General features: G+C 72.7%; 13 protein-coding genes, 1 tRNA gene and 3 pseudogenes. 15 read left to right on the top strand and 2 right to left on the bottom strand.

Going from position 1 to position 23,972, the window contains the following annotated elements; translation table 11 throughout:
* Positions 1 to 240 precede the first annotated feature (240 nt).
* The 8 genes from ACFW6B_RS05775 to ACFW6B_RS05740 all read left to right on the top strand — a co-directional run bounded on the left by ACFW6B_RS05775 (position 241) and on the right by ACFW6B_RS05740 (position 13,439).
* The gene (locus ACFW6B_RS05775) at positions 241 to 837 is read left to right on the top strand and encodes a small secreted protein (RefSeq protein WP_386592377.1); all 597 of its coding nucleotides are present in this window, start codon (positions 241 to 243) and stop codon (positions 835 to 837) included.
* Positions 838 to 1,096: 259 nt separating this feature from the next.
* On the top strand, positions 1,097 to 2,626 hold the full coding sequence (locus ACFW6B_RS05770; RefSeq protein WP_386592375.1) for a methyltransferase: 1,530 nt from the start codon (positions 1,097 to 1,099) through the stop codon (positions 2,624 to 2,626).
* 786 nt (positions 2,627 to 3,412) lie between these two features.
* Positions 3,413 to 3,610 (top strand): hypothetical protein, encoded by a 198-nt coding sequence (locus ACFW6B_RS05765; protein ID WP_386592372.1) that lies wholly within the window; start codon positions 3,413 to 3,415, stop codon positions 3,608 to 3,610.
* A 250-nt stretch (positions 3,611 to 3,860) separates the two neighbouring features.
* Complete coding sequence (gene topA / locus ACFW6B_RS05760) at positions 3,861 to 6,662, top strand: type I DNA topoisomerase (RefSeq protein WP_386592370.1); 2,802 nt, start codon at positions 3,861 to 3,863, stop codon at positions 6,660 to 6,662.
* A gap of 113 nt (positions 6,663 to 6,775) precedes the next feature.
* The gene (gene tmk, locus ACFW6B_RS05755; protein ID WP_386592368.1) at positions 6,776 to 10,060 is read left to right on the top strand and encodes a dTMP kinase; all 3,285 of its coding nucleotides are present in this window, start codon (positions 6,776 to 6,778) and stop codon (positions 10,058 to 10,060) included.
* A 239-nt stretch (positions 10,061 to 10,299) separates the two neighbouring features.
* Positions 10,300 to 11,505, top strand: coding sequence for a DNA polymerase III subunit delta' (locus ACFW6B_RS05750; protein WP_386592366.1), 1,206 nt, complete (start codon positions 10,300 to 10,302; stop codon positions 11,503 to 11,505).
* 150 nt (positions 11,506 to 11,655) lie between these two features.
* Positions 11,656 to 13,254: an alpha/beta hydrolase gene (locus ACFW6B_RS05745; protein ID WP_386592364.1), complete on the top strand. Its 1,599-nt coding sequence runs from the start codon at positions 11,656 to 11,658 to the stop codon at positions 13,252 to 13,254.
* Positions 13,255 to 13,362: 108 nt separating this feature from the next.
* Positions 13,363 to 13,439: transfer RNA gene (locus ACFW6B_RS05740), tRNA-Thr, on the top strand.
* Between the two features lie 44 nt (positions 13,440 to 13,483).
* Here the strand turns inward: ACFW6B_RS05740 and ACFW6B_RS05735 are convergent.
* Positions 13,484 to 13,675: pseudogene (locus ACFW6B_RS05735) on the bottom strand (integrase); the annotation flags it as partial.
* A gap of 85 nt (positions 13,676 to 13,760) precedes the next feature.
* On the opposite strand from ACFW6B_RS05735, the pseudogene ACFW6B_RS05730 reads away from it, so the two are divergent.
* The 3 genes and pseudogenes from ACFW6B_RS05730 to ACFW6B_RS05720 all read left to right on the top strand — a co-directional run.
* Positions 13,761 to 14,165: pseudogene (locus ACFW6B_RS05730) on the top strand (GntR family transcriptional regulator); the annotation flags it as partial.
* Positions 14,162 to 14,380 (top strand): annotated as a pseudogene (locus ACFW6B_RS05725) (YdcF family protein); the annotation flags it as partial. The pseudogenes ACFW6B_RS05730 and ACFW6B_RS05725, both read left to right, overlap by 4 nt.
* A 356-nt stretch (positions 14,381 to 14,736) precedes the next feature.
* Positions 14,737 to 15,201 carry a calmodulin-binding protein gene (locus tag ACFW6B_RS05720; protein WP_386592362.1) on the top strand — a complete coding sequence of 155 codons (465 nt, stop codon included), beginning with the start codon at positions 14,737 to 14,739 and terminating at the stop codon, positions 15,199 to 15,201.
* A 135-nt stretch (positions 15,202 to 15,336) separates the two neighbouring features.
* Here the strand turns inward: ACFW6B_RS05720 and ACFW6B_RS05715 are convergent, their stop codons facing one another.
* Positions 15,337 to 15,630 (bottom strand): hypothetical protein, encoded by a 294-nt coding sequence (locus ACFW6B_RS05715; protein ID WP_386592706.1) that lies wholly within the window; start codon positions 15,628 to 15,630, stop codon positions 15,337 to 15,339.
* A 547-nt stretch (positions 15,631 to 16,177) separates the two neighbouring features.
* On the opposite strand from ACFW6B_RS05715, the gene ACFW6B_RS05710 reads away from it, so the two are divergent.
* The 4 genes from ACFW6B_RS05710 to ACFW6B_RS05695 all read left to right on the top strand — a co-directional run bounded on the left by ACFW6B_RS05710 (position 16,178) and on the right by ACFW6B_RS05695 (position 23,969).
* Complete coding sequence (locus ACFW6B_RS05710) at positions 16,178 to 16,669, top strand: MarR family winged helix-turn-helix transcriptional regulator (protein ID WP_386592360.1); 492 nt, start codon at positions 16,178 to 16,180, stop codon at positions 16,667 to 16,669.
* 385 nt (positions 16,670 to 17,054) lie between these two features.
* Complete coding sequence (locus ACFW6B_RS05705; RefSeq protein ID WP_386592358.1) at positions 17,055 to 18,668, top strand: MFS transporter; 1,614 nt, start codon at positions 17,055 to 17,057, stop codon at positions 18,666 to 18,668.
* A 231-nt stretch (positions 18,669 to 18,899) separates the two neighbouring features.
* On the top strand, positions 18,900 to 19,814 hold the full coding sequence (locus tag ACFW6B_RS05700) for a glycosyltransferase family 2 protein (protein WP_386592356.1): 915 nt from the start codon (positions 18,900 to 18,902) through the stop codon (positions 19,812 to 19,814).
* 339 nt (positions 19,815 to 20,153) lie between these two features.
* A complete protein-coding gene (locus ACFW6B_RS05695; RefSeq protein WP_386592354.1) occupies positions 20,154 to 23,969 on the top strand; it encodes a BTAD domain-containing putative transcriptional regulator in 3,816 nt (1,271 codons plus the stop codon).
* Positions 23,970 to 23,972: the final 3 nt, after the last annotated feature.

The raw sequence follows: 23,972 nt of genomic DNA, 5'->3' as shown, positions 1-23,972 counted from the left end.
TTTTCTTGGGGGTGGGTTTTCCCCCCCGTTCGGTTCCGTTTTCCGGGCCGTCCGGGGGGTTTGTCCCCCGGGGGGGGCGCGGGGGGGGTTTGGCGGGGCGGGGCCCCCGCCCCGCGTATGTTTCACGCCGTCGTCGTGAGCCTTCTCTCGCTTGGTGCAAATGGCTTCAATAGCTTCCTTAGTGGACATTGGCCATGTGGGTGTCGCCCACATGGCGTGTATGTTCCGGGGCCGAGAGCCATGGAAGGGACCAAACCGGTGAACAAGAAGCTCGCGGCCGCACTGTCCGGCGGTGCGGTACTGGTGCTCGCGCTGTCGGGATGCGGCAGCAGCGAGGACAGCGGCAACGACAAGCTGGACTCCTGGGCCAAGCAGGTCTGCGACGCGGTGAAGCCGCAGGCGCAGAAGATCGAGGAAGCGAACGCCGCGATCCAGAAGCAGACCTCGGACAACAGCACGCCGGAGGCCGTCCAGAAGACCGACGCGCAGGCCTTCCAGGACATGTCCGACGCGTACAAGGCGATCGGCGCCGCCGTCGACAACGTGGGACCGCCGGACGTCGAGGACGGCAAGACGAAGCAGGCCAACGCGGTCAAGGAGCTCAACGACATCTCCGCGTCGTACGCCGCCCTGAAGACGCAGGTCGCCAAGCTCGACACCAAGGACCAGGCCAAGTTCGCCGAGGGCCTCAAGGGCATCGCGACCCAGCTCGGCAAACTGAGCCAGAGCGGGAACGACGCCCTGAAGAAGCTGGAGGAGGGCGAGGTGGGCCAGGCGATGGCGCAGCAGCAGAGCTGCAAGTCGGCGGCCGGGTCCCCGGCGGCGGTCAACGGCTGAGAAGGTCCGCGGGCCGAAGGGGTCCGCGGGCCGAGGAAGAGCCCGGCACGTGGGCGCGCCGGGCTCCGGGCTTGCGCCCGCGCCGGCCCCGTGCGGGGTTCTGGGCCTGCGGCCGTGCCGGCTGCGCCGGGCTTCGGGTCTGTCCGCGCCGGCCTGTCCGTGTCGGCCCGGCCGGTCCTGTGCCGCGGGTGCCGAGCCCGTTGTCCACAGGTGAGGCTCTGTCCACAGGGGTGGGTGCCCCTGGGCGATAGCGGACACAATGGGAGGCGTGAGTCACACCAGCCTGTCACCGTTGCCCTCGTCCGATCGCACCGACATCGCCGCCCGCCTGCGGAGCGCGCTCCTCGACGCCTCCTTCACCGCGGACGGTCTCCTCGATCTGCTCGGCGCCCCCGCGTACGCGGCGCTGGCACGCAGTGAGACCGTGCCCGCCCTCCGGGCGACCCGCGGCGACACACCGCTGGAGACGCTCGTCCGGTTGTTCCTGCTGCAGCAGCCCGTGCCGTACACGCGCGTGGTGGACGTGCTGCCCGTCGAGGACGCACTGGAAAGCGGCTGGCTGGCCCGGACGGGCGGGGACGAGGTCGCGGCGAGCGTCGACATCAGGCCCTACGGCGGGCCCGGTGGCGAGGACTGGTTCATCGTGTCCGACCTCGGATGCGCCGTCGGGGGCGCGGGCGGCATCGGCAGCCGGGAGGAAGGCGTCGTCCTCGGCGTGGGAGGTGCCTCCACGACCCTCGCCGGCATCACCGTGCGCGGGCCCGTCGACTCCGCGCTCGACCTCGGCACCGGCTCCGGGATCCAGGCCCTGCACGTCGCGCAGCACGCCACGCGCGTGACGGCGACCGATCTGAACCCCCGCGCCCTGCACATCACCGCACTCACCCTCGCGCTCTCCGGCGCCCCGGCCGCCGACCTGCGCCAGGGCTCCCTCTTCGAGCCGGTCCGCGCCGACGAGACGTACGACCTGATCGTCTCGAACCCGCCCTTCGTGATCTCGCCGGGCGCCCGGCTGACGTACCGCGACGGCGGAATGGGCGGGGACGATCTGTGCCGCACGCTCGTTCAGGAGGCGGGGGACCGGCTGAACGAAGGGGGGTACGCCCAGTTCCTGGCCAACTGGCAGCACGTGGAGGGGGAGGACTGGCAGGACCGGCTGCGTTCCTGGGTGCCGCGCGGCTGCGACGCGTGGATCGTGCAGCGCGAGGTGCAGGACGTCACGCAGTACGCGGAGCTGTGGCTGCGCGACTCGGGCGACCACCGGACGGACCCGGCCGACTACCAGGCGCGCTACGACGCGTGGCTCGACGAGTTCGAGGCCCGCAAGGTGAAGGCCGTCGGCTTCGGATGGATCACCCTTCGCCGGACGGCGGCGGCCGAGCCCTCGATCACGGTCGAGGAGTGGCCGCACTCCGTCGAGCAGCCGCTCGGCGATGCCGTGCGTGAGCACTTCGACCGGGTCGACTACCTGAGACGGAACGACGACGCGGGGCTGCTCGCCGGTCACTTCAGACTGGTGGCGGAGGTCGTGCAGGAGCAGGTCGGACTGCCAGGCGCCGAGGATCCGGAGCATGTGGTGCTGCGTCAGCACCGGGGAATGCGCCGTGCCACCAAGGTGGACACGGTGGGTGCGGGCTTTGCCGGCGTGTGCGACGGCACGCTGAGCGCGGGGCGGATCCTCGATGCCATCGCGCAACTGGTCGGCGAGGATCCGGTGTTGCTGCGGGACCGGACGCCCGCGCAGATCCGCCTGCTGGTCGAGCAGGGATTCCTGGAACCGGTCGAGTAAGCGGTCGCGCCCGCTCGGCGGGGCCGGTCGGCCGGTCCGGCCCCGTGGGGAGAGGCGCGAGGAGACGGGCGGCTTTCCCCGCGCCCGCTGTGCGGGACGGGGCGGGGCGGGCCCCGCCGACGAGCGCCCGCTCGCCCCTGCCCGGGCGGGTTCCATGGGTCGGCGTCTTCCTGTCCCCGTCCGGACGGGCCCCGCCGGCCGGCGAGTGCTCGACCTGTCCGGGTGGGTCCCGTGGGTCTGGTCCGGTTCGGGTCGGGAGCGGGATCCGTTCGGCAGCGTTCGGCGGGAGGGGAAACCGGCCAATATGCACGACCCTCTTCGGCGCCGTGGCCGTCGTCGATGGTTACTCGCGGTATTCGCGAGACCCGCATATGGATGGCCGATATGAATGACCGAGCCGCATGACGGATATGGATAGGCGAACGGAGAGGGGCGCGTACTCGAGCCGCGGGAGATATTCCGTGGAAAGAAGGTGAGGGAAGAGGACCGGGCGCGGGAGAACCCTGCGTGCGGCGGGCGGCGGCGACGGGACCGGGCGGTACGCGGGCGTGGGACGGCGGCCGCCGAGCGATCGGCGGGAGGAGGAGGGGAACGACGGATTCGCCACAGTCGGGAGCGTGCGGCGCCGTGTCGGCGGGCCGGGGACGGCGGGGTGGACCGTGAGCCGGGCGGGGTGCGGGAGCCCCCTGGGGCACCGGTTGCCCGGTGTTCACCGTGGGTTCGTACGCCGGCTGCCGGGGCGTGTCAGTCTCGCGAGCCGGGGGACCCGGGTGAAAGGACAGAGCCATGGAAAGCGGGCCGGCGATCTTCGCGGGGACGGTGTTCGCCCTGTTCGGTGGCGGGATCCTGGCCTGGACGATGGTCCGGGTGCGGCAGGGCGCGCCGGTCGCCCACGGTGTGAACCGCGTCGCATCGGCGGCCCTCGCGGGTGTCGCCGGAAGCGGGGCGCTGCTGCTCGGAGTGTGGTGCTTCACGCGCCTGTGAGACCGCGCGCGAGGGTGAGGGCCCCGGTAAATGGGAAGTTACCCTCCGGATAGGGCCGGAAGGGCAGGTCGACACTCCGGGCGGCAGGAATGGCGGTAGTCGGGTTACCGTTCGAGTGGCCGTTGCGGGCTTTTCCCGTTTGACACGGGGGCGGGATGTACCGTCACACTCCGCAGCGTCAGCAAGACCCGACCCCCCGGGAGCCGAGCCCCCCGGGGTGATTCCGCGTCGACCGGAGAGAAGAGCGAAGTTGTCCCCGACCAGCGACACCGCACACGGCGGCCGCCGACTCGTCATCGTCGAGTCGCCTGCCAAGGCGAAGACGATCAAGGGCTACCTCGGCCCCGGCTATGTCGTCGAAGCGAGCGTCGGGCACATCCGCGACCTCCCCAACGGCGCCGCGGAGGTGCCGGAGAAGTACACCGGTGAGGTCCGCCGCCTCGGTGTGGACGTCGAACACGACTTCCAGCCGATCTATGTGGTCAACGCCGATAAGAAGGCCCAGGTCAAGAAGCTCAAGGACCTGCTGAAGGACTCCGACGAGCTCTTCCTCGCCACCGATGAGGACCGCGAGGGCGAGGCCATCGCGTGGCACCTCCTGGAGGTCCTGAAGCCCAAGGTCCCCGTCCACCGGATGGTCTTCCACGAGATCACCAAGGACGCGATCCGCAGCGCCGTCGCCAACCCGCGCGAGCTGAACAAGCGCATGGTCGACGCGCAGGAGACCCGCCGCATCCTCGACCGTCTCTACGGCTACGAGGTCTCGCCGGTCCTGTGGAAGAAGGTCATGCCGCGCCTGTCGGCGGGCCGCGTCCAGTCCGTGGCGACCCGGCTCGTCGTCGAGCGGGAGCGCGAGCGCATCGCCTTCCGTTCCGCCGAGTACTGGGACCTGACCGGCACCTTCGGCACCGGCCGCACCGGTGACGCGAGCGACCCGTCCAGCCTCGTCGCCCGTCTGACCTCGGTCGACGGCAAGCGCGTCGCCCAGGGCCGCGACTTCGACTCGCTCGGCCAGATCAAGGGCGCGAACACGCTCCACCTGGACGAGACGAACGCCCGCGCGCTCGCCGCCGCGCTCCAGGACACGGACTTCGCCGTCCGCTCGGTCGAGTCCAAGCCCTACCGCCGCTCGCCGTACGCGCCGTTCCGTACGACGACGCTCCAGCAGGAGGCCTCGCGCAAGCTCGGTTTCGGCGCGAAGGCGACCATGCAGGTGGCGCAGAAGCTGTACGAGAACGGCTTCATCACCTACATGCGTACGGACTCCACGACCCTGTCGGACACGGCCGTCGCCGCCGCCCGCGCCCAGGTCACCCAGCTCTACGGCGCCGACTACCTGCCGGCGCAGCCGCGTACGTACGCCGGGAAGGTCAAGAACGCGCAGGAGGCGCACGAGGCGATCCGTCCCTCGGGTGATCGTTTCCGCACCCCCGCCGAGACGGGACTGACCGGCGACCAGTTCAAGCTGTACGAGCTGATCTGGAAGCGCACCGTCGCCTCCCAGATGAAGGACGCGGTCGGCAACTCCGTCACCGTGAAGATCGCCGGCACGTCCGCCGACGGCCGGGACGCCGAGTTCAGCGCGTCCGGCAAGACGATCACCTTCCACGGCTTCCTGAAGGCCTACGTCGAGGGCGCCGACGACCCGAACGCCGAGCTCGACGACCGTGAGCGGCGGCTGCCGCAGGTCGCCGAGGGCGACCCGCTGTCCGCCGAGGAGATCACGGTCGACGGCCACGCCACCAAGCCGCCGGCCCGCTACACCGAGGCATCCCTGGTCAAGGAGCTCGAAGAGCGCGAGATCGGCCGGCCGTCGACGTACGCGTCGATCATCGGCACGATCCTCGACCGCGGTTACGTCTTCAAGAAGGGGACGGCCCTGGTGCCCTCCTTCCTGTCGTTCGCCGTGGTCAACCTCCTGGAGAAGCACTTCGGGCGGCTCGTCGACTACGACTTCACCGCCAAGATGGAGGACGACCTCGACCGCATCGCCCGCGGTGAGGCGCAGGCCGTGCCGTGGCTCAAGCGCTTCTACTTCGGCGAGGGCGACGCGACCGGCGCCGCCGACGCGGGCAACGGCGACGGCGACCACCTGGGCGGCCTCAAGGAGCTCGTCACCGACCTGGGCGCCATCGACGCCCGCGAGGTGTCCTCGTTCCCGGTCGGCAACGGCATCGTGCTGCGCGTCGGCCGCTACGGCCCGTACGTGGAGCGCGGGGAGAAGGACGCCGAGAACCACCAGCGCGCCGACGTCCCCGAGGACCTGGCGCCCGACGAGCTGACGCTCGACCTCGCCGAGGAACTGCTCGCCAAGCCGAGCGGTGACTTCGAGCTCGGCGCCGACCCGCAGACGGGCCACCAGATCGTCGCCAAGGCCGGCCGTTACGGCCCCTACGTCACCGAGGTGCTCCCCGAGGGCACCCCGAAGACCGGCAAGAACGCCGTCAAGCCGCGTACGGCTTCGCTCTTCAAGACGATGTCGCTCGACACGGTGACCCTGGAGGACGCCCTCCGGCTCATGTCGCTCCCGCGTGTCGTCGGCGCTGACGCCGAAGGCGTCGAGATCACCGCGCAGAACGGGCGCTACGGCCCGTACCTGAAGAAGGGCACGGACTCCCGGTCGCTGACCACCGAGGACCAGCTCTTCACCATCACGCTGGAAGAGGCGCTGGCGATCTACTCCCAGCCCAAGCAGCGGGGCCGCGCGGCCGCCAAGCCGCCGCTGAAGGAACTGGGCACCGACCCGGTCAGCGAGAAGCCGGTGGTGGTCAAGGACGGCCGCTTCGGCCCGTACGTCACCGACGGCGAGACCAACGCGACCCTGCGCTCCGGCGACAGCGTCGAGGACATCACTCCGGAGCGCGGCTACGAGCTGCTCGCCGAGAAGCGGGCCAAGGGCCCGGCCAAGAAGACCGCGAAGAAGGCGCCCGCCAAGAAGGCACCGGCCAAGAAGACCGCCGCGAAGAAGACGACGGCTTCGAAGACGACGGCCGCCAAGAAGGCGCCCGCCAAGAAGACCGCCGCGAAGAAGACGGCGGCCTCGGAAGGCTGAGCCACCCGCCGGATCCCGCCGAAGAGCGGAAGCCCCTACACCATTTGGTGTGGGGGCGTCCGTTTGTTCGGGCACCCCTCCGGGGAGTCAGCGGGTCCGGATAGGCTGGCGGGATGACGCGAGCCGAGCAGCCAACGGCCCAGAACTGGGCCCCCGACGAAGCCCTGGTCGCGGATTCGCGCGAGCGTGCCGTCCGCGCGCTGCTGCGGCAGCCGCAGCTGAAGCGGTTGTGGAGCGCACACCTCGTGGGAGGTGTCGCGGACGTCCTGGCGCTGCTCGTCCTGGTCGTGCTCGCCCTCCAGGCGGCGGTCTCCGAGGGTTCCTTCGGGGGAGGCGCCCGCGGGGCCGCCCTCGCCGTGGCGGCCGTCTTCGGGACGCGCGTCCTCGCGACGCTGCTCTTCGGAGCCGTGCTCCTGGGGCCCCTGACGTCGCTCACCTCGCCCGACGGGCCCCTCGACCGGCGCTGGACCATGCTCGTGGCCGACGGCCTGCGGGCCGCGCTCCTCATCGTCGCGCCCCTGTTCATCGACTGGACCCCGGACAACGCGCTCGCCGTGCTCCTGGTCATCGTCTTCGTGTCCGGAGTCGCCGAGCGGTTCTGGACGGTGTGCCGGGAGAGCGCGGCGCCCGCGCTGCTGCCCGCGCCGCCGCTGGAGGGCGCCACCGTGCGCCCGCTGCCGGACCACATGGACGCGCTGCGGAGGCTGTCCCTGCGCACCGCGTTCGTCGCGGTGCCGCTCGCGGCCCTCACCCTGGTCGCCGTCTCCCTCGTCAGCAACATGCTGGGCGCCGGGATCGACTGGTTCCACCTGCACCAGGTGGCGCTGGCCTCGTACGTGGCGGCCGGACTGTTCGCGGCCTCCCTGTCGGTCATGGCCTTCCTCGAACTGCCCGACGCCCGCACCCCGCGCGCGCGGTCGCCGCTCGAAGGACTGCGCCGTCCGAAGTCGGCCACCGGCGGCGACAGGGGCCGCACCGGCGCGATTCCGCTCCTGGTGCCGGCCTGCGCCGCCGTCGCCGGGGCGATCTCGGCCGCCGTCGCCGTCTCCGTGCTGGACGCCATCGACCTGGGCGGCGGCCCGGTGACGTACGGGCTGCTGGTGCTGGCGCTGACCGGCGGCGTCGTCGTCGGCATCCGCACGGCCCCCTCCCTGCTCCCGTCGCTGTCGCGGCGCAGGCTGCTCGCGCTCGCGATCGCCTTCACCGGGATCGCGCTGCTGGCCTCCGGCCTCGTCCCGGACGTCACCACCGTGCTGCTGATCGTCGCCTTCGCCGGGGTGGGCGCGGGCGTCGCCGCCAACACCGGGCACGCGCTGCTCGACCAGGAGACCGAGGACCACAGGCGGGCCCGCACGACCGAGCACCTCCACGCGGTCGTACGGGTCTTCGTGGCGGTCGGCGCGATCGTGGCGCCGCTGGTGGCCGCGGCGATCGGCCCGCACCGCCTGCAGAGCGGCAAGTTCGTGTTCGCGCACGGCGGCGCCGCCTTCACCCTGATGCTGGTCGGCGCCCTCCTCCTGCCGGTGGCCGCCCTGGTGCTCGCCAAGGTGGACGACCGTTCCGGCGTACCGCTGCGCAAGGACCTGCTGGACGCGCTGCGCGGCGGCGACGACCCGGCGCAGACGTCCGCCACGAGCGGCTTCTTCATCGCCCTGGAGGGCGGCGACGGGGCCGGCAAGTCCACCCAGGCGCAGGCCCTCGCCGACTGGATCCGGGCCAAGGGCCACGAGGTCGTGGTGACCCGCGAGCCGGGCGCCACACCGGTCGGCAAGCGGCTCCGCTCGATCCTCCTCGACGTGTCGTCCGCGGGCCTCTCGCACCGCGCCGAGGCCCTGCTGTACGCCGCCGACCGCGCGGAGCACGTCGACACGGTCGTACGTCCCGCGCTGGAGCGGGGCGCCATCGTCATCTCCGACCGCTACATCGACTCGTCCGTGGCCTACCAGGGCGCGGGCCGCGACCTGTCCCCCACGGAGATCGCCCGCATCAACCGGTGGGCGACGGACGGCCTCGTACCGCATCTGACCGTGCTCCTGGACGTGTCGCCGGAAGCCGCCCGCGAGCGGTTCACCGAGGCGCCCGACCGGCTGGAGTCGGAGCCGCTCGAGTTCCACGCGCGCGTGCGGTCCGGTTTCCTGACGCTCGCCGCCGCCGACCCGGGCCGCTACCTGGTCGTCGACGCCGCGCAGGAGCCCGAGGCCGTCACCACGGTCGTACGGCACCGGCTCGACGTGATGCTGCCCCTGTCCGAGGCCGAGGTGAAGGCCCAGGAGGAGGCGCGCAGGGCGGCCGAGGAGGAAGCCCGGCGCAAGGCCGAGGAAGAGGCCGCGCGCAAGGCGGAGGAGGAGCGCCTGGAGCGTGAGCGCCAGGCCCAGCTGGCGAAACTGCGCGCCGAGGAGGAGGAGCGCAAGCAGCGCGAGCTGGAGGAGGCCCAGCGGCGTGAGGCCGAGCGCCAGGCGGAGGAGGCCAGGCAGCGCGCCGAGGAGGCCCGCCGCCGCGCCGAGGAGGAGCGGCTCCGCCTCCTCGCCGAGGAGAAGGCGCGCGCCGAGGAGCAGGAGCGGGCGCGCAGGCAGGCCGAGGAGGAGGCGCGGCTGCGCGCCGAGGCCGAGGAGCGCCGTCTGGAGAAGCAGCGGAAGGCCGAGGAGGCGCTGCTGCGGGCGGAGGAGGCCCGGCGGATCGCCGCGGAGGCCGCCGCCGCTTCGGCGGCCGCGGCGGCTTCGGCCGAGGCCGCGGTGTCGGGCGCCGGGACGGCTCCGAAGCCGGGCGGCCCGAAGGGGGCGCGGGCCGGTGCCGGGACGGGATCCGACGCCGACGAGGCACCGGCGCCCTCGGCAGCTCCGTCTCCGTCCGCTTCCCCCGCCGCCTCGACACCCTCATGGGCCGTGCCGGCCTCCGCGTCGGACAACGAGTCGACCGTGCCCACGCCGGTCGTGCGACCGGGTGAGGGCCGCCCGGGGACCCGCTCCGACGTCGAGGACACGGCCACGCTGCCCAAGCCGCCGGTTCCGGACGAGACGGCGGTGCTGCCGTCCGTCTCCCCGGACGCGGACGCGGACGCGGGCGCGGTCGACGAGACGGCCGTCCTGCCTCCGGTACGGGGCGGGGACGCGGGGACCGGTCCCGACGGGCCGTCCGGCGACCCCACGGACCGGATGCCCCGGGGCTTCTTCCGCGACGAGCGGCCGGCGCCGGGGCCCGAGGGCCCCTCCGACCGCACGCGGGAACTGCCCCAGGTGGACGAGACGGGCGCTCCGCGGCGCAGGCCCCGCCCCGACTGGGCCGAGGAGACCCCGCTCGACGACCTCCCGACCCTGGCGGACGAACTGCTGGGCCCGCGCGAGGACGAGGACGACCGGGACGAGGGCCGTGGCGGCGGCCGAGGCGGGCGGCGGCGCTAGTCCGGCCGATGGCTGACGGCTGACGGCCGGGGGAGCCGTGCTCCGGGACGGTGACCGGGTGGGTCGCGGCTGCGGCTGACGTACGGAGCGCGGGGCCCTCGTACGCGCGCCGGTTACCGGCTGTCGACCGCCGGCTGTCAGGGGGAGCCGGGGCGGTGAGCGGGCGGATGTGTCCGGTTGTCAGTGGCGACCCGCACAATGGACGACGCGAGACGAAGCGCGACGGAGGGGTGGAGCCCATGCCCGTGTGGGACGACCTGGTGGGCCAGGAGAAGGTGGGCGAGCAGCTCGCCGCCGCTGCCCGGGACGCCGACGCCCTCGTCACGGCGGTCGCCGAGGCCGCCCCGCTCCCCGAGGCGTCCAAGATGACGCACGCCTGGCTGTTCACGGGCCCGCCGGGGTCGGGCCGTTCCACGGCCGCGCGCGCGTTCGCGGCCGCGTTGCAGTGCGTGAGCCCGGACCGCGCGCTCGGCGGGATGCCCGGCTGCGGGTTCTGCGACGGCTGTCACACGAGCCTGGTCGGCACCCACGCCGATGTGGAGATCGTCCGCACCGATCTGCTCTCCATCGGCGTCAAGGAGACCCGTGACCTGGTCCGCCGTGCCCAGCTCTCCCCGGCGGGCGGCCGCTGGCAGGTCATCGTCCTGGAGGACGCGGACCGTCTCACGGAAGGCGCGGGCAACGTCCTGCTGAAGGCCGTCGAGGAGCCCGCTCCCCGCACGGTCTGGCTCCTGTGCGCGCCGTCCATCGAGGACGTGCTGCCCACCATCCGCTCCCGCTGCCGACTGCTCACGCTGCGCACCCCGCCGGTCGAGGCCGTGGCCGACATCCTCGTCCGCCGCGACGGCGTCGAGCCCGAGGTCGCGGCGGCCGCCGCGCGCGCGACGCAGGGCCACATCGGGCGGGCCCGCCGCCTCGCGACGGACCCGAGCGCCCGTCAGCGCCGGGCCGCCGTCCTCAAGCTCCCGCTGCGGATCGACGACATCGGCGGCTGCCTCAAGGCGGCCCAGGAACTGATCGACACGGCTTCTGAGGACGCGAAGCAGCTCGCCGAGGAAGTCGACGTCAAGGAGACCGAGGAGCTGAAGGCGGCGCTCGGCGCCGCGCAGGGCGGCCGGATGCCGCGCGGCACGGCGGGCGTCATGAAGGAGCTGGAGGACCGGCAGAAGCGCCGGAGAACGCGTACGCAGCGCGACAGCCTGGATCTGGCCCTGATCGACCTCACCGGCTTCTACCGCGACGTCCTCGCCCTTCAGCTGGGTTCCCGGCTGGCCATCGCCAACGCGGAGGCGGAGGATGTGCTGGAGCGGCTGGCCCGCGGCGGTTCGCCGGAGTCGACCCTGCGCCGCATCGACGCGATCGCCGCGTGCCGCGAGGCACTCGACCGCAACGTCGCTCCGCTGCTGGCGGTGGAAGCGATGACGATGGCGCTCCGCGCGGGCTGATCCCCGCGCGCCCGCCGTCGGGCCCGGGCGGCCCGACCGGTGGGGGCCGGTCAGGGGTGACCCGTCCGTGGCCGGTTGACCGGGTCACTCGTACGAACCGCTTACGCGACTGAAGGTGATCGATTGATCGCGCAAGGTTACGCTCGCGGGATGCACATGAGGCGCACCACACGGCCGACCCGACCCCTCCGTGCGAGCGGCGTGCTGCTGGTTGCCGCGGCGCTGCTCGTCTCGGCCTGCTCCTCCGGGGGCTCCACGACGACGGGGAGCTCCACGAGGCCGGCGGCGACCCAGGCGGTGCTGACCGCGCTGCCGAGTGCCACGCCGTCGGCACTGGCGCCGTACTACGAGCAGAAGCTGAACTGGCGCAACTGCGGCGTGCCCGGCTTCGAGTGCGCCACGATGAAGGCGCCGCTCGACTACGCGAAGCCCGGCTCGGGCGACGTCCGGCTGGCGGTCTCCCGCAAGAAGGCCACGGGGCCGGGCGAGCGGCTCGGTTCGCTGCTGGTCAATCCGGGCGGGCCGGGCGGTTCCGCGGTCGGCTACCTCCAGTCGTACGCAGGGATCGGCTATCCGGCGGACGTCCGTGCCCGCTACGACATGGTCGCGGTCGACCCGCGGGGCGTGGCCCGCAGCGAACCGGTCGAATGCCTCAACGGCCGTGCGATGGACGCGTACACGCAGACGGACACCACGCCGGACGACGAACGGGAGACGGACCGGCTCGTCGAGGCCTTCAAGAAGTTCGCCGAGGGCTGCGGCGCGCACTCGCCCGAACTGCTCCGGCACGTCTCCACGGTCGAGGCGGCCCGTGACATGGACATCCTGCGGGCCGTGCTGGGCGACGAGAAGCTGACGTACGTGGGGGCGTCGTACGGGACGTTCCTGGGGGCGACGTACGCGGGGCTCTATCCGGACCGGGTGGGCCGGCTGGTGCTGGACGGCGCGCTGGATCCGTCCCTGACCGCGCGCAAGCTCAACGAGGAGCAGACGGCCGGGTTCGAGACGGCGTTCCAGTCCTTCGCGAAGGACTGCGTGCGGCACAGCGGCTGTCCCCTCGGCGACGCGGGCTCCAGCCCGGACGAGGTGGGCAGGAACCTGAAGGAGTTCTTCCGGCAGCTGGACAAGGAGCCCGTCCCGACGGGGGACCCGGACGGCCGCAAGCTCGGGGAGGCGCTCGCGACGACCGGGGTGATCGCGGCGATGTACGACGAGACGGCCTGGCCGCAGCTCCGTGACGCGCTCACCTCCGCGATGAGGGACGACGACGGCACGGGCCTGCTCGCCCTCTCCGACAACTACTACGAGCGGGACGCCGACGGCCGGTACGCGAACCTGATGTCCGCCAACGCCGCCGTGAACTGCCTCGACCTGCCGGCCGCCTTCTCCGGCCCGGGCCAGGTGGAGCGGTCGCTCCCCGACTTCGAGAAGGCGTCCCCCGTCTTCGGCGAGGGACTGGCCTGGGCCGCGCTCAACTGCGCGTACTGGCCCGTCGGGAACACCGGCGAGCCCCACCGCATCGAGGCGAAGGGCGCGGCGCCGATCCTCGTCGTCGGCACCACCCGGGACCCGGCGACCCCGTACCCCTGGGCGCGGTCCCTCGCCTCCCAGCTCTCCTCCGGGACGCTCCTGACCTATGTCGGCGACGGTCATACCGCGTACGGGCGCGGCAGCGAGTGCATCGACTCCACGATCAACCGCTACCTCCTCCAGGGCACCCCGCCCGAGAAGGGAAAACGCTGCTCATAGCCCTGCGGGGCCCTCGCGCGGCACCCGCCCCGGGGCGTGTGCGAAGCACCCCCGGAAACTGTGTAGACTTACCGACGTTGCTGATCGCACCATGGGTGCGGACAGCGCGCCGCCTTAGCTCAGATGGCCAGAGCAACGCACTCGTAATGCGTAGGTCTCGGGTTCGAATCCCGAAGGCGGCTCCAGCGAAGCTCCAGGACTCACTCGCCGTGACCTGGGGCTTTTGCTTTTACCGGATACGACGGCGGGTGCGGGCGCGAGCCGCGCGGCGGTCTCCAGTCTCAGTTGCGGGCTCGGGGACAGGTTCCGGGGTGGGCAGGAAGGTGTCTCCCCTGCGGCGCATCACGTCCTTCGAGAGATGCGAGCGGCCCTTGACGTAGCGGCGCGTCTGACTGATCTGGGTGTGCCGCAGGATCTCCATGCATATGGAGACGCGACCTTTCGGTCTCAAGCCGTCCCGAACGGCAAGGGTCGGGTCCGCCCTCGGCCCGCTCTGTCCCGGGCCCCTGGCCACAGTTGGAAGGCAACCCGAAGAGGACCTTCCGAAGTGGCGGGAACTGGCCGACCGGTACGCCGGGCTGATCAGGAGCGGCGAGATCGGGCCCGACCAGCAGCTTCCGCAGATTCGGGAGCTCGTAGAGGCGGGCGAAGGCTCCAAGGAGACGGTGAGACGGTTCACAAGGCTTACAAGGCATGGGAAGCCGAGGGGCTGGTCGCGATGACCCGTGGTCACGGCACGGTCGTTCGAAGAAACCCGGATCGTCGACCCGGCCCCGGGCCCGGCCGGGCGGGGCGGAGGGTTCCGGGTCCTCTACGACGCCGGATACGAGATCGACCACATGACCGAGGTTCTCTTCGCCCGCGCGCCCACCGCGGATGAGACTCAGCTACTCCAGCTCTCGCCCGGCGAGTGAGTGGTAGAAGCTCCACCGGACCACGCGCACTGTTCGAAGAGCGGCACGTGCCCGTCTCGTCTGCCCTCCTGGTGAGCAAGCCCTACGAGGAACGGCGGTCGTACGCGACCGCCCGCAAGCTGTGGCCCGACGCCGAGGAGGTTCCCGACGGCATCAGGGCCGCGTTCGAGCGGCTGCGCGACAACGGTTTCACGAGTCGGCTCATGCCGGAAATCGCAGATCAGACAACAGACCTCGCGAGCGACCTCGATCTGCACCAGCGCCGTCTCCACCTGCGCCCGCGCGCGGATGACTTCCACAGCCTCGGCGTGCCGGTGTTTCTCCCCGCGGACGGTCATTTCCCGGTCGTGGGCCGTCTGCTCACGCTGGTCGGTACGCCGACGCCGCCCGGTCAAGGCGTGGCCGAGGGCGGTAGCGATGCCCCGAAGCGGCAGCGGCGGCATGAGGCCATAGGCATATGCGGCAAAGTCGAGCGCGCCCTCGGCGTGATTACTCAATGTTACTGATTCAATCCACTTGGTCACTAGTCGTGACGTGCACGACGCCCGTAACCAAGGAGAGAACCCTCATGCGACGCATGCTCACCAGGGCGGCCGGTCTGGCCGCCGTCGGCGTGCTGGCCTTCGCCACGGCGCAGCCCACCCAGGCCAACACCCTCGGCAAGCAGCCCGGCCACGCCGCCGCCGAGAGCTCCGCGTACTTCGTGATGACCGACATCACGCGGGAGGAATTCGTCATCAAGCTGACCAAGCCCGGGGACATCGAGCACGCCCGGGAACTCGTCAACGGGCAGACCACCGACCGTCCTCACGTGTTCACGCGGATCGTCAAGCGGCAGGCTTCCTACAACCCGCGCTGGAGCTACCACAACAGCCCTGACAACACGGAATTCTTCGACCAGGCCTTCGAAGTCTGTGACGCGACCATCCCGTACGTCGAAGACAACATCGACGAAGCCGGCGGCCCCTTCCTGCCCGGCCTGGTCTGGTGCGACTGGACCTCGCGCCTCATCAGGGAAATCCCCGCCCCGTAGCTGACCGGCAAGGCCGGCCGGCGCCGTGCTCTCACGACGCCCCGACTCCAGTCTCGATTGCTGTGGAATCCGGCGTCGTCTGCACCCGTCGACGAACGTTCGGCACGTCGCCTGACCTGCGAGACGAGTCGACTGTCAGGCACCCCTGGACCGCCACGGAACAAGCCCGGACAGCTCGTAATGCGTAGGTCTCGGGTTCGCATCCCGAAGGCGGCTCCGATGAGGGGCCAGGTCGCATGGCTTGTGACCTGGCCTTTCGGGTTGTTCCGGGTGTGACGTGGCACGTGGCGGCTCCGTGCGACCGACGGTCGCCCCGGTTGGCTGGATGGCCGGGGCGGGTTCGTCCGGGTTGCGAGTGGCGGGGACCACCCCGTGGTGGAGCGAGAGGGGCGCGGGCATCGCCCCGAACGCTCCCGAGGCGCCCGGCATATGACCGGCCGTCCGCTTCGTCGGATCGATGCCGACCCACGCCGCCGGCCCGTTCGGCATCGGCACGGGGGCCGCGAACGAGGACGGCTTCCGCATGCCCGTCCGCTCGTACGGGTCGTCCTGTCCGAGCGCGCTCAGGATGCCCCGATCCCGATCCCAGTGCCGACGACATGGCGAGGCGTTCCGGTTCCGCCTGGGCCGGCCCGCGTCCTCGAAGGCCCCGCGGGCCGCGGCCACGGCCGGCTGTTCCCCGCGGTCGAGCTTGTGGCCTGGACCCGGCCGATCGCCTCGACCGGGTCCGCGGTCACCGTCCCCGCGATCCGTCATGAATGCCGGATTCCCCGTGCGATCAACAAGTGCCCGGTCCTGCCGATTTTCGAAGAATGATCTGTTCCGTTTCATCGGGGACGGAAACCGTCGTCCGGGTGGCCGCCGTCGTCGGCCGACGGACCGTGATGGTGGTGATCCCGTCAGGGGGAGGGGTTCGCCATGGAGGGATCGTTGTATCTTCGATGGTGGAGACTGCCACGATCGAAGGAGTCGGCTCATGGCGCGCAGCGGTAACGCCGAGCGGCACGGGGCGTCCCCCCGGAAGGACTTCCTCATCGCCGAGCGGCCCGGCTACCTGCTCCACAAGGCCGGGCTGGTGCTGGTGGAGGACGTGGAGAAGGCGCTGGCCGGGGTGGGCATGCGCATCCGCGACTTCTTCGTGCTGGCCGCTCTGGCCGGCGGACCCGAACTCTCGCAGCAGGACCTGAGCCGACTGCTCAACCTCGACCCGACCACCGTCGTGACGGTGATCGACGAGATGGAGCGCAACGGGCATGTCGAGCGCCGGCGCAATCCGGCCGACCGGCGGCGCTACAACCTGATCCTCACGGAGTCCGGCCGTGCGGCGCTCGCGACGGCGGACCGGGTGGCCACGGAGGTCGAGTCGGCCTTCTTCGGCGGGCTCGCGGAGGACGAGCGCGAGGCGCTGCGCAAGATGCTCGGCGTCCTGATGGCGGGCCGCTGGCCCGCCTCGGTCTGTTCCGACTGACGCGCGCTCCCCGCCCGCCTCCTCGCCGGTTCCCTGTTCGCTCCTCACCGGCTCCTCGCCTGCTCTCCGCCGGGCTCTCGCGGATTCCCCGTTCGCTCCTCGCCGGCTCTTCGTCCGTTCTTCGCCTGCTCCTCGCGCACTCTCCGCCCACTCTCCGTCTGCTTCCCGCTCGCCTCTCGCGGAAGTCCGCGTCGCCGTTTCGGCGGTCTCGCGGGCTTCTGTCGTACCCGGGGGCGTCACTGTGGGTGGCCGTGCTCCCGGGAAGGGCGGGCCGGCCGTCGGCCGGCCCGTCGACCGCTACCGAACGTCACGAACGTTGACGCATGGCTTTCCGATTATCTAGATTTCCATCATCTGAGGATCCAGCTGATTGGAAGGTTCTCGCATGTCCGCAGAACGCGTTCCGTCGCCCACGAGGTGGTGGACACTCGGGATCGTCGCGTTGGGCTCGTTCATGCTGATGCTCGATCTGAGCGTGGTCTCCATCGCGCTTCCGCAGATCCACCGCTCCCTGGGCGGCAGCTTCGCCGACCTCCAGTGGGTGTTCGACGCCTACGCCCTCACGCTGGCGGTCTTCCTGGTGGCGGCGGGTTCGCTCGCCGACCGGATCGGCCGCCGGAAGGTCTTCCAGGTCGGCTTCGCCGTCTTCACCGTCGCCTCCCTGGCCTGCGGTCTGGCCGACGGACCCGGGCAGCTGAGCTGGTTCCGCGCCGTCCAGGGCCTCGGCGCCGCCATCATGTTCGCGGTCGGTCCGGCGATGCTCGGCCACGAGTTCCACGGCAAGGAGCGGGCGACCGCCTTCACCGCGTTCGGCGCCGCCGTCGGTCTCGCCGTCGCCACCGGTCCGCTCATCGGCGGCGCGCTGATCGACGCGCTGTCCTGGCGCTGGATCTTCTACATCAACGTGCCGGTCGGCGTGCTCACCCTGCTCGTTGGCGCGCTGCGCGTCCGCGAGTCGCTCGACAAGCGGGCCCACCCCACCGACTGGTCCGGTCTCGCCACCTTCAGCATCGCGCTCGGGGCACTGGTCCTCGCCACCGTCCGCGGCCCCGTGGAGGGCTGGACCAGCGGCGCCACGCTCGGTCTGTACGCCGCCAGCGCGCTCTTCCTGGTCCTCTTCCTGGTCATCGAGCGCCGGCTGGGCGAGCGGGCCCTGATCGACCCGGCGTTCTTCCGCAGCCCCACCTTCGTGGGCATCTCCCTCGTCGCCATGATCGGCAACGCCGGAGCCCTGCCGTCGGTGTTCTTCGAGACCAGCTACCTGGAGAACATGCTGCACGTGGACGCCTGGGGCACGGGCCTCAGGTTCCTGCCGCTGACCGGCGCGATGTTCGTCGCCGGCGCGCTCGGCGGCGGGCTCATCGGCAAGGTCCCCTTCCGGCTGCTGCTGGGCGGCTCGACCGCGGTCATGGCCGTCGGCATCCTCTTCCTGAACCTGACCGAGGCCGACTCGTCCTGGACCGTGCTCGTCCCGGCGCTGGTCATCTCGGGCTTCGGCATGGGCGCCTTCAACCCGGCCCGGGCGGCGCTGGCCATCGGCGTCACGGAACCGGCCAGGGCCGGTGTCGCCTCCGGCGTCAACGAGACCTTCCAGCAGGTCGGCATCGCGGTCGGCATCGCCGGTGTCGGCGCGTACTTCCAGCACGGCGTGGCCGACGACTTCACCGCTTCCGAGGTCGGCAGGCAGATGGGGAACGGCGCCGCGGAGGAGGCCGCGCACGGCATCAGCGCCGGTTCCCTCGACGCGGTCGCCAAGGCCGCCGGTCCGTTGCACGACGAGGTGCTGGCCGCCGGGCAGGACGCGTTCATGAGCGCCTTCCACGGCGCCATGACCCTGAGCGCGGCCCTCGGGTTCGTCGCCGCGCTCATCGGCTTCACCATACTGCGCACGAAGGACCTGCACGCCGGCGCGCCGTCGACCGTCCCGCCGGACGTCGACGAGGACGGCGAGGTGCGCTCCGACGGCTCGCCGGACGTCACGGTGGGCGCGTCGGCCTGAGACCGCCGTCCCTCCGAAGCGCCGCCCCGGTGGTTCCCTCCCCCGCGCCACCGGGGCGGCCCACCGCTGTCCCGGCCCGCGCCCCGAGGCGCGGGCCGGTGGCCTTCCCGGCCCCCGGTCCCGGATGTATGGGCGCAGACCGGGACGTACGCGCGGCGTACCCGAGGGCGTACTTGAGGGGTCGTCCGGGTGAACGACTAGCATCGCGGCACAGTTGTCGGCCGGGATGGGGTGGGTGTCGTGTCACAGGCGGAGGAGGGGCCGCGGATCGCCGTAGCCGTGGTGACCATGGGCAACCGGCCCGTCGAGGTCGACGCGCTGCTCACCTCCGTGGCCAAGCAGGACGTGGCCCCCACCAGGATCGTGATCGTCGGCAACGGCTGCCCGCTGCCGGAGTTCGCCGAACGCCTCGGCCTGCCGGGCGAGGTGACCGCGATCGAACTCGACGACAACCTCGGCTGCCCCGGCGGCCGCAACGTCGGCCTGAGCCGGCTCCGTGAGTTCGGGGACGTGGACGTGGTCGTCGAACTGGACGACGACGGCCTCCTCGTCGACCCCGACGTGCTGCGCAAGGTGCGCGACCTGTACGCGGCCCGGCCGCGGCTCGGCATCGTCGGCTTCCGCATCGCCGACGAGCACGGGGAGACGCAGCGCCGCCACGTGCCGAGGATCGGGGCCAAGGACCCGATGCGCGGCGGACCCGTCACCGGCTTCCTCGGGGGCGGCCACGCGCTGTCCATGCCGATGCTCGCCGAGACGGGGGACTGGCCCGCCGAGTTCTTCTTCGCGCACGAGGAGACCGACCTCGCCTGGCGGGCCATCGACGCCGGCTGGACCGTGCTCTACGAGCCCGAGCTGCTCCTCCAGCACCCCAAGACCTCGCCCGCCCGGCACGCCATCTACTACCGGGTGACCGCCCGCAACCGGGTCTGGCTCACCCGCCGCAGGCTGCCCCTGGCGCTGATTCCCGTGCACCTGGGGGTCTGGATCGTGCTCACGCTCCTGCGCACGCGGTCGGCCGGCGGCCTCAGGGCCTGGTTCGGCGGGTTCGCGGAGGGGCTGCGGAAGCCCGGCGGGGAGCGGCGCCCGATGCGGTGGCGGACGGTCTGGAGGCTCACCCGCCTCGGCCGCCCGCCGGTCATCTGAACCGGCGCGCCACCGGCCGGACCGTCCTCCGGGGCCGCTCGTCGTCCGGAGCGGCTCACCGGGCCCGGCACGGACGGAGGCCCCGGTCGATCACCTCGACGACCAGGGCCTCGCGCGTTCCCGGATCCGGCCACGGCGGCGACACTCCCCCGAGTTACGCGTAGTACGCGCGCACCGTCGGGCCAGATCCGATGGCTTGATCACATCAGCCTGCGCCAACGGATCGCTAACATATGGCCAACGGTTCCCTCGGGGACGATCACTTGACCGGCGCGAACCCGTCCCGCGAGGGCGCGAAACCGCCGTGGTGCGCGGCCGTCGCGGCCGGGCGGAAAGGCAATGGGCGGCGTGATGCGGAACGGGCTGCGGTTCGGACTGCTGGGGCCGCCCGTCCTCTACGACGCCGGCGGCGAGGCCGGCCCGATCGGCGGCCGCAAGATGCGTGCCCTGCTGACCGCGCTGCTCCTCGAACCGGGCCGGGTCGTCTCCGTCGACGCGCTCAAGGACGCGCTGTGGGGCGGGGCGCCGCCCGCCTCCGCCCAGGCGTCCCTGCAGAACCACGTGACCCGGCTGCGCCGTCTCCTCGACGATCCCGAACGGCTGCGTGCGATACCGCCGGGGTACGTCCTGCGGGTCGGTGAGGGCGAGCTGGACGTCCGCGTCTTCGAGCGGCACGCCACCGCGGCGCGGGACGCGCACGCCGAGCGCGACTGGGAGCGGGCGCTGCGCGAGTCCACCGCCGCGCTCGCGCTGTGGCGCGGCACCCCCTTGAGCGGGCTGCCGCCCGAGACCGGCGGACACGCCCTCGTCCAGCGCCTGGAGGAGGCCCGGCTGCTCGTCCTGGAATGGGGGTACGAGGCCGAGCTGTGCCTCGACCCGACGGCGTCCCGGCTCGACCGGCTGGCCCCGGAACTGGCCGCCCGTACGGCCGAGCACCCGCTCCGCGAGTCGTTCCACCGGCTTCTGATGCTCGTGCTGCACCGCACCGGACGCCAGGCCGAGGCCCTCGCCGTCCACCGCGATCTGCGGGCCCGTCTGCTCGACGAACTCGGCATCGAGCCGGGACCCGCCGTGCGCAGGGCCCACCTGGAGATCCTGCGGGACAACGACCGGATCCCCGGCGGGATCCACCCCGCCGACCCGCCCTCGCGCGGGCCCGGCACCGCCGGCCCGGACGGGGCCCGGACCGGAGACGGGCCCCCGGCCGGGGGCAGGACCCCGGCCCGGGAAACGGCCCGCGAGCGAGACGGCGACCGGGAGTACGGCGGGGGTGCGGTCCGGCACCCGGCATGGGACCGGAACGCGGACGGGACCGGCGACGGGATCCGGGCCGAGGACGGGTACGGCGGGGACGGGGACGGCGGCCGGAGCGCCGGCCGGGACGGTGGCCGGGGCCGGAGCGAGGGGCGGACCGGCGACGGCGGTCGCGTGGACGGCGGTAGCCGCGGCGGTCGCGGCGGCGAGGGCCGGGGCGGGGACGCCGACTGCGACCGCGACGGAGATCGGGGCCGGAACGGCGACCGTGACGGCGGTCGGGGCGGGCGCGTCGGCCGTGACGGCGATCGTGATGCCGGACGGGGCCGGGACACCGGCCGTGATGGCGACCGTGATGGCGGCCGGGACGGGAGCGGTGGCCGCGACGGCGATCGTGACGGCGGTGGGAGCCCGGTCCGGAACGACGGCGGGGACGGCGGGGCGGGGGAGTCCGGGGGTGAGGCGGGGGAACAGGGCGTCGCCCTGCCGCCCCGGCCCGCCCAGCTCCCGCCGCCCCCGGCACACTTCACCGGACGCGAGGACGTCCGCGACCGGCTGCTCCAGATCCTGGACCCGGAACACCCCGCGCGCCTCGCCCACCCTCAGGACCCGGCACACCCGGACCGCGGACCCGACGGCGGAGCCTCCCCGGACACGTCCGCCGGCACACCCGGCCCCGGCTCCGGCGTCACGACGACCACCGGGACGCCCGGCCGGACGCCCCGCAGGGCAGCCGGCCCGACGTCCTCCGGAGCGGGCGGCGCGCACGGCCGGTCCTCCGGTGGCGGTCCCGCCACCGGTCTGCCGCGCGTCGCGGTGATCAGCGGGATGGCGGGCGTCGGCAAGAGCGCGCTCGCGCTCCACGTCGCACACGGACTGCGGGAACGTTTCACCGACGGTCAGCTGTACGTCAACCTGCACGGCGCAACCCCCGGCATGACCCCGCTCACCGCAGGTCAGGCGCTCGCCGCGCTCCTGCGCGACCTGGGGGCGGAACCCCGGCGCATCCCCGAACACCCCGACGCGGCAGCGGCGTTGCTCCGCTCCATGCTCGCGCCCACCCGCACCCTCATGGTGCTGGACGACGCGGCGCACGCCGCCCAGGTGCGCCCGCTGCTCCCGGCCGGCGCGGGCTGCGCGGTGATCGTGACGAGCCGCTCGCCGCTGACCGCCCTGGACGGCGCCGACCGTTTCCCGCTCGCGCCGCTGACGGACGAGGACAGCGCGGCCCTGCTCCGCGCGGTCTCCGGCCGCCGGGACGGACTCGACGGAGGCCACCCCCTCGTCGAGCTCACCGGCCGGCTGCCGCTCGCCCTGCGGGTCGTCGCGGCCCGTCTCGCCGCCCGCCGCGCGCTGACCCCCGACGTCCTCGCCGGTCAACTGGCCGCCACGGAAGGGCGGTTGCACCACCTTGAGTACGACGACCTGAGCGTGCGCCGCTCGCTCGCCGTCGCGCACGACGCGCTGGGCGCCTCCGAGCGCGAGGCCGACCGGGACGCGGCGCTCGCCCTGTGCCGCATCGGCGCGCTCGACCTGCCCGCGTACGGAGCGGCCCTCGTCGCCCGCCTCACCGGCACCGACGAACGCCGCGCCGAGGCCGCGCTCGACCGCCTCGTGGATGTCGCCCTCCTGGAGGAGACCGCGTACGGGCGGTACGCGCCGCACGATCTCGTACGGGATTTCGCCCGGGAGATCGCGGGCGCGGCGGAGTGCGCCCCCACGGCACCGACGGCGGCAGCGGACCTGGCCGCCGGTCATGACGCGGCCGTCGCCGAGCGAGCCCTGCGCTGGTACGCCGGTGTCGCCGCCCGCTCCCTGGAGGCGATCGTCGAACCCGGTCTCGACAGGGAGGACCGCAGCAGGCCGACCGCCTCGCAGCCGGCCGGGCACGCGGCGGACGTGGCGGCCACGCCCCCGTTCCGCTGCCGACGGGAGGCGTTCGCCTGGGGCGACACGGAGCTGGCGAACGTGGTCGCGCTCGCGGAGCGGTACGCGCACGACTCGCCGTACTTTCCCCTGCTGGCCCGCCTGCTCAACCCGTACGTCCAGCGCAGTGGCCGGGTGGCCGAGCTGGAGGTCCTCCAGCGGGCCGCGCTCGATGCGGCGCGGCTGCTCGGCGACGAGGCCGCCGAGGCGTACGCGCTCGGCGACCTCGGGGGCCTGCACTTCATGACGGGCCGGGTGGGCGAGGCCCTCGCCCTGAACGACGAGGCGCTCGGCATCTGGCGGCGCCTCGGGGTGCTCTCCTGTCAGCGGCGGTCCCTGAACAACCGGGGCATGCTCCTCGAATCCCTCGGCCGGCACGCCGAGTCGGGTGAGGCACTGCTCCAGAGCCTCCAGTTCTCGCGGGAGTTGGGCGACCCGCACATGGAGGCCATCACCTACAGCCACCTCGGCAACCTGTACGAGCACACCGACCCGCGGGCCGCCATCGAGCACCACAAGCGCAGTCTCGCGATCGGCGACTCCGTGCAGGACGTGATCATCCGGCACTCCGCGCACTGCAACATCGGCTACGCCCACCTCACGCTCGGCGAACCGGCCGCCGCCGTACCGCACTTCGAGGAGAGCCTGCGCATCTTGGGCGGCCACGGCGACTGGCACGGCGAGTCACAGACCAGGCTCGGCCTGGTGCGGGCCCTGCGCGGTGTCGGCCACGCGGAGCGGGCCGCGCGCGAGTGCGACCTGCTGCGGTGCCGTGCCGACCGCCGTGCCGACCGTTACACCGGGGGCCTCGCCCGGCACCAGGCGGGTCTGCTGCTGTGGGAGGGCGGCGAGGCCGAAGCGGCCCACGAGGAGTGGGCGTCGGCTCTGGAGGCCCTGGAGGAGACGGACAGTCCGGTGACGGGCGAGCTGCGGAAGCTGCTGGCGGGTGGACCGGTGGTGACGGCTTCACCGTGAGGC

This window comes from Streptomyces sp. NPDC058751 (assembly GCF_042746485.1).
In the GTDB taxonomy this organism is placed as follows: domain Bacteria; phylum Actinomycetota; class Actinomycetes; order Streptomycetales; family Streptomycetaceae; genus Streptomyces.
The sequence above is the reverse complement of the archived record's forward strand: the minus strand, read 5'-3'. Positions and strand labels throughout refer to the sequence as shown.

Coding starts and splice junctions, on each gene's coding strand:
- ACFW6B_RS05715 (WP_386592706.1), bottom strand. CDS start 15,630: ATGCCGGGCGCCTCGGGAGCGTTCGGGGCGATGCCCGCGCCCCTCTCG.
- ACFW6B_RS05775 (WP_386592377.1), top strand. CDS start 241: ATGGAAGGGACCAAACCGGTGAACAAGAAGCTCGCGGCCGCACTGTCC.
- ACFW6B_RS05720 (WP_386592362.1), top strand. CDS start 14,737: ATGCGACGCATGCTCACCAGGGCGGCCGGTCTGGCCGCCGTCGGCGTG.
- ACFW6B_RS05710 (WP_386592360.1), top strand. CDS start 16,178: ATGGCGCGCAGCGGTAACGCCGAGCGGCACGGGGCGTCCCCCCGGAAG.
- ACFW6B_RS05750 (WP_386592366.1), top strand. CDS start 10,300: ATGCCCGTGTGGGACGACCTGGTGGGCCAGGAGAAGGTGGGCGAGCAG.
- ACFW6B_RS05745 (WP_386592364.1), top strand. CDS start 11,656: ATGCACATGAGGCGCACCACACGGCCGACCCGACCCCTCCGTGCGAGC.
- ACFW6B_RS05765 (WP_386592372.1), top strand. CDS start 3,413: ATGGAAAGCGGGCCGGCGATCTTCGCGGGGACGGTGTTCGCCCTGTTC.
- ACFW6B_RS05705 (WP_386592358.1), top strand. CDS start 17,055: ATGTCCGCAGAACGCGTTCCGTCGCCCACGAGGTGGTGGACACTCGGG.
- ACFW6B_RS05695 (WP_386592354.1), top strand. CDS start 20,154: ATGGGCGGCGTGATGCGGAACGGGCTGCGGTTCGGACTGCTGGGGCCG.
- ACFW6B_RS05770 (WP_386592375.1), top strand. CDS start 1,097: ATGGGAGGCGTGAGTCACACCAGCCTGTCACCGTTGCCCTCGTCCGAT.
- tmk (WP_386592368.1), top strand. CDS start 6,776: ATGACGCGAGCCGAGCAGCCAACGGCCCAGAACTGGGCCCCCGACGAA.